The sequence below is a fragment of the Malaciobacter pacificus genome (assembly GCF_004214795.1).
GTDB classification, from domain to species: domain Bacteria; phylum Campylobacterota; class Campylobacteria; order Campylobacterales; family Arcobacteraceae; genus Malaciobacter_A; species Malaciobacter_A pacificus.
On record NZ_CP035928.1, the window covers coordinates 516181 to 527632 of the forward strand.

An 11452-nucleotide genomic window follows, 5' to 3' on the forward strand; every position below is an offset into this window, starting at 1 on the left:
ATCCAAATGGTACTTAATAGAATTTAAGGTAAATAAAACTAAGAGATTGTACTTTTTATAAATGCACTTCCAATAACTTTAGCTTCATCATAGAATACCGCAAGCTGCCCTGCAGCTACTCCTAAAACAGGCTCTTTTAATGAAATAATAACTTCATTCCCTTGAATTTTAACATCACAAGTAGTTGCAGTTGTTCTATATCTAAGTTTAACTGTACATGAAAACTCTTTTTCATCAATATACATATTTAAATTACTACAAAGAACTTCATTAACTTCTAAAGCAGCTTTTTTACCAACAGTAATTGTGTTATCTTTTGGATTTAATTTTGTAACAAAATGAGGTTCTTGTGCTCCATGAACCGTAAAACCTCTTCTTTTACCAATTGTATAATGAGCATAACCTTTATGCTCTCCAATTTCATTACCCATTTCATCTAAGACTTTTCCTGCTTTGTCTATGTTTGCATGCCTTTTTATCACATCTGTATAAATAGTTTCAACAAAACAAATCTCTTGAGATTCACTTTTCTCAGTAATTTTTTTATAAGCTACATTTAGCTCTGAACCAAACTTGATAATATCTTCTTTTTTATAAGTACTTAAAGGAAACATCATATAAGGAAGGGCATCAGGACTTACTTGTGCTAAAAAATAGCTTTGGTCTTTTGTTTTATCATCAGCTTCATAAAAAAACTTTCCATCAGTTTTTACATAATGTCCTGTTGCTAAATATGATGCTCCATGGCTTTTTGCAAAATCTAACATCGCACCAAATTTGATTTGTTTATTACACTTCACACAAGGATTTGGTGTAGTACCCTGTAAATATGAATCAACAAAATAGTCATAAACCTCTTTTGAAAAATCATCAGCTAAGTCTAAAACATGATATTTGATACTTAAAAAATTAGCAACATCTTCAATAAAACCAAGGTTCTTTTCATGGTATCCATCAGTACGGTTGTGAAGTTTTAGATATACACCTTCAACTTCATATCCTTCTTTTTGTAACATATAAGCAGTAACTGATGAATCAATTCCACCACTCATACCTACCATTACTTTTTTTATACTCATCATTTGCCTTTTTATTTATAAAAACTTATAAATCCACCACCAAGACAATAATCACCCTCATATAAAACAAGACTTTGTCCAAGTGTTACAGCTCTTTGCTCTTTTTCAAATTCAACTACAACTTTTTCATTATTTGCTTCTACCACTGTACAGGCTTGTTTTTGTTGTCTGTATCTTACTTGTGCCATTAGTTTATCTCCAATTTTTGGAGGAGTTTCTAATACCCAATGCATATGACTAGCTTCAACACTTTTACTCATTAGTAATGGATGATTTGTATCTTGAACAACTGTTAATGTATTGTTTTTTATATCTTTAGCTGCAGCGTACCAAGGTTTGTGAGTGTTGTTCTCACCTTCAGTCTCTTTTATTCCACCAAGTCCAATTCCTTTTCTTTGACCTAATGTGTAGCAAACTAAGCCTTTGTGTTTACCTATAACTTTCCCATGCTCATCAATAATATCACCTGGAATTGCTTTTAGGTGTTGCGTGATAAAGTCATCAAATTTCTGATTACCTATAAAACAAATTCCAGTACTATCTTTTTTATTACTTACATGAAGGTTATGTTTTTCAGCAATCTCTCTAACTTCTTTTTTTGTTAAATCTCCAAGTGGAAACATAGCTTGACTTAATTGCTCACTTGAAAGTGCATGTAAGAAATAACTTTGATCTTTTGAACTATCTTTTGGAGTATCAAGTACATAGTGGTCTTTGTATTTTGCAATTTTTGCATAATGTCCAGTTGCAATCATATCTGCACCCATACTTTTTGCTTCATTTAAAAATACATTGAATTTGATTTCTCTATTACATAAAATATCTGGATTTGGAGTAAGCCCAGCTTTTAAGCCTTCTAAAAATACATCAAAAACCCTATCTCTGTACTCTTTTACGAAGTCTTTTCCCTTTACTTCAATTCCAATTAATGCACCAACTTTTTTTGCATCTTCAAATTCTATTCTATTAGGGCATTGGCTACCTTTGATGCCATATTCCCAATTTCTCATAAAAAGGCCTGTTACATCATAGCCTTGTTGTTTTAACAATAGTGCCGTAACTGATGAATCAACTCCACCAGACATTCCTACTACTACTTTTTTCTTGTTCATAGTTTACCTTTAAAAAGCTCTTTTAAAGCTGTATTTAATTTACAACAATTAGTTGTTTATCATATATTTTAAAGGAATAATAACTGACTCTCTATTTGCCCAATCTTTGTGAGGGATAATAAGATTTTTTTTATTTATTCTCTTATTATCAAAAAAGATTATATCTATATCTAAGGTTCTAGGCGCATCTTGAAAGGACCGCTTTCTTCCAAATTTTTTCTCATATCTTTGCATCGCTTTTAATAAGTCATTAGGGCTAAGATTTGATTTGATCGTGATTATACCATTTAAAAAGTCATTTTGTTCTAAAAAGCCAAAAGGAGGATTTTTTAATAATGGAGAAGTCATAAGTAAAGTAAATCTTGAATCATTTTTTAAACATAAGATTAATTTATCAAATGTTTTTTTCATATTTCCAATATTTCCCCCAATTCCAATAGTTACTAGATACTTTTTTGAAGAGTAACTATTGAATTTTTTTGGAAAATTTGGAGTATAAAAAAGTGTTAATTTTTCATTTAGTTTTTTTTTCATATTTTATAAAATCACAGCCTTACCATTTTGCATTACAATTGTATCTTCAATTCTAACACCAAACTCATTTGGAAGATAAATACCTGGTTCAATTGTGAATACCATATTATTTTCTATAATTACATCACTTTTAGAGTTAATAAATGGAAACTCATGAATATCAAGTCCCACTCCATGACCAGTTGAGTGAACAAAATATTTGCCATAACCAGCTTTATCAATTATACTTCTAGTTAGGTTATCAATTTCACTAGCTTTCATACCAACTCTTGCTTTTTCTATAGCATTTAATTGGGCTTTATAGACGATATCATAAATTTTTTGATGTTTTTTATTTTTAAAATTTTGTTCTCTTTTGAAATTAAATTTTTCAAAATTAGCTACGCTTGTACAAGTTCTATCTGAACAATATCTTTTATATTTAACTCCAGCATCAACTAATAATAAATCATTTAACTTTAGTTTTTTGCTTGTAGGAAGAGCATGAGGTTTTGCTGCATTTTGATTAACTGCTACAATTGGTTCAAAGCTAACATCTAATTTTCCTGTTTGAGTCATTTTTTCAAAACATTTAAAAAATAAAAACTCTTCACTTTGGTTAAAACCATTTTTTCTAATATATTTAGCAAACTCTTTAAACCCTTTTCTTCCAAGTTTTGCAGCTTTTTTTAGTAATTCAATCTCTTTATCACTTTTAATAGATCTTTTTAACTTAGAAAAGTTTGGACTTTCAATAAACTGTGTTTTTATATCATTAGTTAAGTTTTTAAAAGTAGAATATTTAAAATCATTTGGATCAAAGTTTATTTTTTTGATTTTATTTTTTGTCAATATTTCTTTTGTTGTTTTGATTAAATCATTAGTTTCTATTACTTCACAATCTTTTGCATACTCTTTTGCTTCTATGGTATATCTAGCATCAGTTATAAAATATTTGTCATTTTCTAGATTTAAAAAGATAACATTGTCACAAGAAAAGTTACATTCATAATAGATTGCATTTTCATTTTGAAGAATAAAATTTTTCATATAAAGCCTTTGCTTTGGTATTGTTTAACATAAATTTAATTATAATCTTACCTAAATTTTATAAAAGGAATATAATATGAAAATAGCCGTAATTCAAGGACCAAATATCAATATGTTAGGAATTAGAGAACAACATATTTACGGACCTATGTCAATGGATCAAATACATGAACAACTAAAAAATGCTGCAGCTCAAAATGGAGTTGAATTAGAATTTTTCCAATCAAACTTAGAAGGTGAGATTGTGGATAGAATTCAAGAGTGTTTAGGAACAGTTGATGGAATTATGATTAACCCAGCTGCATTTTCTCACACTTCAATTGCAATTAAAGATGCACTAAGTGCCGTAGCTATGCCTACTGTTGAAGTACATATTTCTAATATTTACAAAAGAGAAGAGTTTAGACAAAAATCAATTACTGCAGGGGCTTCAACAGGAGTTATTTCTGGATTTGGACCATTTGGTTACCATATGGGATTAATTGCTTTAATGCAAATAATTGCAGAGATTAAAGCTGCTGAAAATGCTCAACAACAATCTGCTGAATAAATGAAAATTATAAGTGCAAATTGGCTTTTAACTTGTAATGAAAATAATAGTATCATAAAAAATGGTGCTATTGTTTTTGATGAAAAAATATTAGAAATTGACTCTTTAGAAAATATCCAAAAAAAATATCCAAATAAGCAAATAGAAATTTTAGGTAAAAACTCTGTTTTAATGCCAGGGCTTATAAATTCTCATATACATTTAGAGTTTAGTGCTAACAGTACAACTTTAAAATATGGAAATTTTATGAATTGGTTAAACTCTGTAATTAAAAGTAGGGATGAGTTAATTAATAAAGCTACAAAGCAATTAATTGATGCAAAATTAAAAAAGATAATAAAAACAGGTACTACAACAATTGGAGCAATTTCATCATACTCTTTTGAGCTAGAAGCTTTAATTAATTCTCCAATTAATAAAGTATTTTTTTGTGAAGTTATTGGTAGTAAATCAGATATGATTGATACACTTTTTGCAGATTTTAAATCAAGATATAATAATGCAAAAAAATATTCATCTAAAAATTTTATACCTGCTATTGCTATTCATTCTCCATATTCTGTACATCCTTTTTTAGTTAGAGAAGCACTAAAGTTTTCAAGGGAAGAAAAATGTGCTGTAAGTGCGCACTTTTTAGAATCACCTGAAGAGTTTGATTGGTTACATAAAGATGAAGGTAGTTTTTTAGAGTTTTTTAAAAACTTTTTAGGGCAAGAAAAAGCTGTAAGTAAACCAATGGAATTTTTAAATCAGTTTTCAAATATTGAGAATTTATCTTTTACTCATTGTGTAGAAGCAAGTGATGCTGATATAAAAAAAATTGGAGATTTAGGTGCTTATATAAATCATTGTGTTACATCAAATAGGGTTTTAAATAATTCTAAATTAGATTTAGAAAAGATAAAAAATGTACCTTTTACAATTGGTACAGATGGATTGAGTTCTAACAATTCATTATCTATGTTTGATGAATTAAGAAATTGTATTATGGTTCATTCAAGTGAAAATATAATAAATCTTTCAAAGAAACTTTTAATTGCTGCTACATCAAATGGTGCAAAAGCATTAGGTCTAAAAAAAGGTCAACTAGAAAAAGAGTTTGATGCAGATATGATATATTTTAAGTTACCAGATATTTTAGAAGATAAGGATGATTTAGCTATGAATATTATACTTCATACTAAATTTGTTGATAAAACAATCATAGGAGGTAAATATGTTTAATTTTATTAAAATACTTTTTTCTCCAGTAATTGCAATTTTAGATTTTATTACTAAATATTTTAAAACAATTGTATTTCTAACTATACTTTATTTTTTTGTATTTGACTCAAGTGAAGCTTTAAATGAAAATAGTAATTCTTATGCGAATCTACAGAAAATAGAGTTATTTGGACCAATTTTAGATGTTTCTAAAGTTTTAGAAGATATTCAAAAAGCTAAAAATGATTCAAATATTAAAGGTGTTATGATAGATGTTAATTCTCCTGGTGGTGCAGTGGCTCCTTCTGTTGAGCTGGCTTATGCTATTAAAGAGTTAAAGGAAGTAAAACCTGTAGTTGTTTATGCAAGTGGAGTAATAGCAAGTGGTAGCTATTATGCATCTATTTGGGCTGATAAAATTATTGCAAATCCGGGAAGTATGGTAGGCTCTATTGGTGTTATTATGCAAGGTGTTAATGTTGAAGAGCTAATGAAAACAATTGGAGTTTCAACTCAAACTGTGAAAGCTGGTAAATATAAAGAGATTGGAACACCAAGTAGAAAATGGTTTGATTATGAAGAAAAACATTTACAATCAGTTATTGATGATACTTATAAAATGTTTATTAATGATGTAGCTAATGCAAGAAAATTAAATGTTGAAAATCATACTGAATTTGCTGACGCAAGAGTTTTTACGGCAAATCAAGCTAAAAATGTAGGATTAGTTGATGAACTTGGAACTATTTCTACTGCTCAAAATATTTTAATTGAACTTTCAAATGTTGATAACCCTATTTGGAAAAAGCCAGATAGATTTGAAAAATTTATGGATAAGATTATTAGTGAAACAGTTTCTCAAGTTTCTGTTTATTTTTCTAATGGATTAAAAGCTTATTAAAAATATAATTTATTTTAGATATAAAAAAAGGGGAAGCAAATGCTTCCCCTTTTTTATTTAGTACTAATAAGAATTATTTAGTTCCTGTTACTACTTTATAAGTATCATTAGCAATTACATATTCTTCATTTGTTGGGATAACAAGGATTCTTGAAGCAGAACCATTTGTAGAAATATCTCTAGCAGTTTTAGCTCTTTTGTTATTTTTAACTGGGTCTAATACTAATCCCATAGAGTCTAAACCAGCACAAACTTTTTCTCTAATTAACGCTGCATTTTCACCAATACCACCTGTGAAACATAATGCATCAACACCATCAAGTGCAGCTACATAAGCTCCTACATATTTTTTGATATTATAAGCAACCATATCAACTGCTAATCTACATCTTTCATCACCATTACTCATACCTTCTAATACTTCTCTTAAATCTGAAGATTTACCAGAAATACCTAAGATACCTGATTTTTTGTTCATTACATTTAGTGCATCATCAATAGTCATATTTTCTTGAGACATCATGTATTGTAAAGCACCAGCACCAACATCACCAGCTCTTGTTCCCATCATAAGTCCTTGCACTGGAGTAAGACCCATAGAAGTATCAATACATTTACCATCTAATACAGCAGATACAGAAGAACCGTTACCTAAGTGACAAACGATGATTCTAGTATTATGTTTTTTATCTAGCATTCCTCTTGCTTCATTTGATACAAAATAGTGGCTAGTTCCGTGGAATCCATATTTTCTAATACCATGTTTTGTATATTGATCATATGGTAATGCATACATATAAGCGTAATCTGGCATAGTTTGGTGGAATGCAGTATCAAATACAGCAACATTTGGTTTACCTGGCATTAACTCTTGACAAATTTCCATACCTAAGATATTTGCTGGGTTATGTAAAGGAGCTAATGGGATTAATCTTTTCATTGTTTCAATAACTTGATCAGTTACCATTACTGAACCTGAGAACTCTTCCCCACCATGAACTGCTCTATGTCCAATAGCTTCGATATCATTTACAGAGTCAATAACTTTACCTTCACCAACTGTTAAAGTAGATAATACAGCTTCAATTGCTTCTTTGTGTGTTGGCATCTCAATTTTTAATTCTAACTCTTTTTCACCAAACTCATGTTTTAAAACACCATCAATACCAATTCTTTCACAAATACCTTGTGCAAAAACTTTTTTTATAACTGGGTTCATTAATTGGTATTTTAATGAAGAACTTCCTGCATTTAAAATGAATACTAACATATTTACTTTCCTTTAATTGTTTTAGTTTTTAATTATTTAATTTGTGTTGCTGTAATAGCTACTAAGTTTGCAATATCTTCGATTGAACAACCTCTTGATAAATCGTTAACTGGCTTATTTAAACCTTGTACGATTGGTCCATGAGCTTCAGCTCCTGCAAATCTTTGAACTAATTTATATCCAATATTTCCAGACTGTAAGTCAGGGAATACTAATACATTTGCTTTACCAGCAACTTTTGAATCTGGCGCTTTTTTTGCTCCAATTGCTTCAACGATAGCAGCATCTGCTTGCATTTCACCATCAAATGAGAAATCAACATTTCTTTCATCTAAAATTTCACAAGCATATTGAACTTTATCAACTAATGGATGTTTTGCACTTCCTTTTGTTGAGAATGATAACATTGCAACTCTAGGTTCTAATCCTACAACAGAAGATGCAGTAGCAGCAGTAGCAGCAGCAATATCAGCTAATTGTTCAGCATTTGGTTCTGGGATAACAGCACAGTCTGCAAATAAAATCAGACCATTGTCTCCAAATTTACCATCTTTAGTTTCCATAACAAATGTTGAAGAAACAGTATTAATACCAGGAGCTGTTTTAATAACTTGAATAGCAGCTTTTAAAACATCAGCAGTTGGAGAATTCGATCCTGCAACTAAACCATCAGCATCACCAAGTCTAACCATCATACAACCAAAAAATCTAGGTTCAGTTGTCATAATTTCAGTAGCTTCTTCTCTTGAAAGATTTTTTGATCTTCTTAATTCAACTAATTCATCAATATATTTATCGATATTATCGAAATTTTTAGGATCTACAATAGCTGCACCTTCAATATTTGCACCATATTTAGCAGCATCTGCTTTTATAGTATCAACATTTCCTATTAAAACTACATTTGCAGTTTTTTCTTCAAGAACCATTTGAGCAGCTTTTAACACTCTCTCATCTTCTGTTTCTGGAAGAACAATCGTTCTTAATTGTAATTTTGCTTTCTCTTTAATGCTTTCAATTAAACCCATCTAAGTTATCCTTTCTACTTTAAACTTTCAATAATGATTATAAAAAAGAAGCGTAGCAAAAGAATAGCATTTTTAATATTCTTTTTTAAGACAAATCTTTTTGAAAATCCATATTAGTACATTGAATATATAGTATTAAATAAAAAAAGCTCAAAGATGAAGATTATTGTGACAATCATTGATTTAATTGTATAAATAGTAAGAAAAAAAAGTAGTTTTTGTACAGTTTTTGTACAATAGACTCAACTTTTTATAAAGTGAGCATTTTGTAACAGTTATTTGATTTTTACATTTGGTTGATTAAGAAGTTTAATAAAAATTAATGATGTCATTAAAGCATCATTATAGGCATCATGTTTCCCCATAGTTGGTATTTTTAAATCTTCCATTATTACATCAAATCTAAGATCAATGTTACTTTGAGGAATTTTCTCTATTTTATAGTCATAATAAATTGCTGAAACTTCATATGCTCTATTTGGGAGTTTAATACCTAGTTTTGGTTTTAAATATTTATTAATCATGGCAATATCAAATTCTAGAAAATATCCTACTAAAGGTTTATTTCCAATATAGTCAATAAATTCTAAAATTACATCATCAATATCTTCAGCACTTTCTAAATCACATTCTCTAATGTGATGAACTTTAATTGCTTCTGCTTGTAGTTTTGTTTTAGGTTTTACAAATCTAACAAATTTTTTACTTGATACTATAGTATTATTTTTTATAGTAACTGCACCAATTGAGATAATATCATCTTTTTTAGGATCAAGGCCTGTAGTCTCACAATCAAAACATACAAACTCTTCATTTGAAGAGTTTTCAAAAAGATAAGAAAACTTGTCATCTTTTAGATTTTTTTTATTGAAATAATTACTAATTTTTTTAAACATAGTTCAACTTAAAGTGAAATTCTAACTGCTTTTTTAATTTATTAATGATTTTAAATGAATCTTTCAATAAATCTTTTTCCATTGTATTTAGATTTTCAGGATTTATATAATTGTCAATTTTTTCTTTTTTATCTAGTTTATCAAGATTTGATTTTAATTTTAAATTTGTCAAAAAGTTAAATGCCATACTTAATTCTTTTGCAAACTCGGTTTCTAAAATGCCTAATTCATTAAGTTTTTGAATTCTTTTTATTGTATTTATATTTAATACTTTTTTTTCTAAACTTAAACTTCTGATACCTTGAACAATTATAAAAATACCACCCTTTTTTATATCAATTTCATTTTTATGTTCTTTATCATCTGTTTCAAATACAAAACCATCAAAGAAACCTAATGGAACATCAAAACTACTAATAACTTTTGCAAATTGGGCATTAAATGTTTGGCTATTTCCTGCAACTTTAAATAAATACTCTTTTAAACTTATAATTAGTTCTTTATTACCTGAAACACTTACCGCATCATAAAATATAGCAATATTCATAAAATTATCACCACTTGGTTGATTAACCCATTCATAAATCAAGTTTTTAAATTCAGATTTTTTTCTACACCAGTAAGGATTTGAAACCATGATATTACCTTCACATCTTGGAAAACCAAAATCAACTAATGTTTCTGTAAATTTTTCAGTGAAATCTTTTAATGTTTTTTCATCAATTTCACAATCATCATCAATAATTAAAGCATTGTCTTGATCAGTTCTAAGTATTTGTTCTCCTCTACCTTCACTTCCCATTACAACTAAAGAAGATTTTTCGTAAAGATCTTTTGGTGCTAATAATTTATATAATTTATCAAGTAGTTTTTTATTTAATTGATTAATTAATTTTGAAATAAACTCTACTTTAACCCCTTTTGCATTTAATGATTTAATAATTTTAATAAATGAAAGGGAAGCTTTTTTTAACTCTTCAACAGTTTCTGCCTTTACTATTTGGTTAGAGACTGAAAATGTATTAGTTGCAAAAAATGATGATAGAGATATTTGGTCTAGAATTCCAACAATCTCATTTTCATCATTTTTAACTATAACTCTTTTTAATCCATGTTTTGCCATAGTTAACTGGGCATTAAATAAAAAGTCATTTTCATTTATATAAACTAATCCTTTTGATGCAATTTTTATTACTTTATCATCAAAATCCATTCTATTTAAAATTACTTTTTCCCTAAAATCTGAATCAGTTACAACGTACATTTCTCCATTTTCATCTTTTAATAGAAGTGTTGGAATTTTTTCTTTTTTTATTGTTTTAACTGCTTCAAATATTGTTTTATTTGTATCTAAGACTATAGCTTTATGAATTTGTGCATCTTTAACTTTTGCAATCATTATATTTGCCATTTCTTTGTTCTTTTCATGGCTAATATGATTATTTAATTTATCTGAAATAGATTGAAAAAAATAGCTCTCTAATTGAGAGTTTTGATGTAATGTTTCTATGAATATTTGTCTAGGTAACTCATAGCAAATAGTCTCTTGGGCTGTAACAAATTCATGCTTTGAAAAGTTTTCAATTAATGATATGGCATCAAATATTTCATTTTTAGAATATATTGATAATACTTCATCTTCACTTTTTTCTTGAACCATACCCTTTAGTATGAAGTATAAGTGTGTCGGCTTCATCTGTGCTTTTTGAATAGTTTGATTAGCTTTAAAGTAAGTAATATCAATATTTTCAGCAAATTTATCTAGTTGTGATTTGTTTAGATTTTCAAATGGATGGATACTTTTTATGAACTGTTTTTGTTCTAGAATACTCATAGTTTACTCTTTGTAG

11 protein-coding genes are annotated in these 11452 nt (G+C 28.3%); 3 read left to right on the forward strand and 8 right to left on the reverse strand.

What is annotated here, in order from left to right:
- Positions 1-38: 38 nt before the first annotated feature.
- Genes mnmA (APAC_RS02595) through APAC_RS02610 form a run of 4 tightly spaced genes read right to left on the reverse strand, consistent with a single transcriptional unit; the run spans position 39 to position 3754 of the window.
- On the reverse strand, positions 39-1079 hold the full coding sequence (gene mnmA, locus APAC_RS02595) for a tRNA 2-thiouridine(34) synthase MnmA (RefSeq protein WP_130232634.1): 1041 nt from the start codon (positions 1077-1079) through the stop codon (positions 39-41).
- Between the two features lie 11 nt (positions 1080-1090).
- On the reverse strand, positions 1091-2191 hold the full coding sequence (gene mnmA, locus APAC_RS02600) for a tRNA 2-thiouridine(34) synthase MnmA (RefSeq protein WP_130232635.1): 1101 nt from the start codon (positions 2189-2191) through the stop codon (positions 1091-1093).
- A gap of 48 nt (positions 2192-2239) precedes the next feature.
- Positions 2240-2725, reverse strand: coding sequence for a 2-amino-4-hydroxy-6-hydroxymethyldihydropteridine diphosphokinase (gene folK / locus APAC_RS02605; protein WP_130232636.1), 486 nt, complete (start codon positions 2723-2725; stop codon positions 2240-2242).
- 3 nt (positions 2726-2728) lie between these two features.
- Positions 2729-3754, reverse strand: coding sequence for a M24 family metallopeptidase (locus APAC_RS02610; protein ID WP_130232637.1), 1026 nt, complete (start codon positions 3752-3754; stop codon positions 2729-2731).
- 76 nt (positions 3755-3830) lie between these two features.
- Between APAC_RS02610 and aroQ the strand changes: the two genes are divergently transcribed.
- Genes aroQ through sppA form a run of 3 tightly spaced genes read left to right on the forward strand, consistent with a single transcriptional unit; the run spans position 3831 to position 6408 of the window.
- Positions 3831-4304: a type II 3-dehydroquinate dehydratase gene (gene aroQ / locus APAC_RS02615; RefSeq protein ID WP_130232638.1), complete on the forward strand. Its 474-nt coding sequence runs from the start codon at positions 3831-3833 to the stop codon at positions 4302-4304.
- The gene (mqnF, locus tag APAC_RS02620) at positions 4305-5528 is read left to right on the forward strand and encodes an aminofutalosine deaminase family hydrolase (RefSeq protein ID WP_130232639.1); all 1224 of its coding nucleotides are present in this window, start codon (positions 4305-4307) and stop codon (positions 5526-5528) included.
- Complete coding sequence (gene sppA / locus APAC_RS02625; protein WP_130232640.1) at positions 5521-6408, forward strand: signal peptide peptidase SppA; 888 nt, start codon at positions 5521-5523, stop codon at positions 6406-6408. The genes mqnF and sppA overlap by 8 nt, the downstream gene beginning before the upstream one ends.
- A gap of 73 nt (positions 6409-6481) precedes the next feature.
- Here sppA and APAC_RS02630 read toward each other — a convergent pair whose 3' ends face one another.
- From APAC_RS02630 to APAC_RS02645, 4 genes are all read right to left on the reverse strand, one after another.
- Positions 6482-7678 carry an acetate/propionate family kinase gene (locus APAC_RS02630; RefSeq protein ID WP_130232641.1) on the reverse strand — a complete coding sequence of 399 codons (1197 nt, stop codon included), beginning with the start codon at positions 7676-7678 and terminating at the stop codon, positions 6482-6484.
- 32 nt (positions 7679-7710) lie between these two features.
- Positions 7711-8706: a phosphate acetyltransferase gene (gene pta, locus APAC_RS02635; protein WP_130232642.1), complete on the reverse strand. Its 996-nt coding sequence runs from the start codon at positions 8704-8706 to the stop codon at positions 7711-7713.
- Between the two features lie 275 nt (positions 8707-8981).
- A complete protein-coding gene (locus APAC_RS02640; RefSeq protein WP_130232643.1) occupies positions 8982-9602 on the reverse strand; it encodes a 3'-5' exonuclease in 621 nt (206 codons plus the stop codon).
- On the reverse strand, positions 9595-11436 hold the full coding sequence (locus APAC_RS02645) for a putative nucleotidyltransferase substrate binding domain-containing protein (RefSeq protein WP_130232644.1): 1842 nt from the start codon (positions 11434-11436) through the stop codon (positions 9595-9597). The genes APAC_RS02640 and APAC_RS02645 overlap by 8 nt, the downstream gene beginning before the upstream one ends.
- Between the last annotated feature and the right edge of the window lie 16 nt (positions 11437-11452).

Excerpts from the sequence above, each read along its gene's own strand:
- sppA (WP_130232640.1), top strand. The coding sequence starts at position 5,521 with ATGTTTAATTTTATTAAAATACTTTTTTCTCCAGTAATTGCAATTTTA.
- pta (WP_130232642.1), bottom strand. The coding sequence starts at position 8,706 with ATGGGTTTAATTGAAAGCATTAAAGAGAAAGCAAAATTACAATTAAGA.
- APAC_RS02645 (WP_130232644.1), bottom strand. The coding sequence starts at position 11,436 with ATGAGTATTCTAGAACAAAAACAGTTCATAAAAAGTATCCATCCATTT.
- mnmA (WP_130232634.1), bottom strand. The coding sequence starts at position 1,079 with ATGAGTATAAAAAAAGTAATGGTAGGTATGAGTGGTGGAATTGATTCA.
- mnmA (WP_130232635.1), bottom strand. The coding sequence starts at position 2,191 with ATGAACAAGAAAAAAGTAGTAGTAGGAATGTCTGGTGGAGTTGATTCA.
- aroQ (WP_130232638.1), top strand. The coding sequence starts at position 3,831 with ATGAAAATAGCCGTAATTCAAGGACCAAATATCAATATGTTAGGAATT.
- mqnF (WP_130232639.1), top strand. The coding sequence starts at position 4,305 with ATGAAAATTATAAGTGCAAATTGGCTTTTAACTTGTAATGAAAATAAT.
- folK (WP_130232636.1), bottom strand. The coding sequence starts at position 2,725 with ATGAAAAAAAAACTAAATGAAAAATTAACACTTTTTTATACTCCAAAT.
- APAC_RS02610 (WP_130232637.1), bottom strand. The coding sequence starts at position 3,754 with ATGAAAAATTTTATTCTTCAAAATGAAAATGCAATCTATTATGAATGT.
- APAC_RS02640 (WP_130232643.1), bottom strand. The coding sequence starts at position 9,602 with ATGTTTAAAAAAATTAGTAATTATTTCAATAAAAAAAATCTAAAAGAT.
- APAC_RS02630 (WP_130232641.1), bottom strand. The coding sequence starts at position 7,678 with ATGTTAGTATTCATTTTAAATGCAGGAAGTTCTTCATTAAAATACCAA.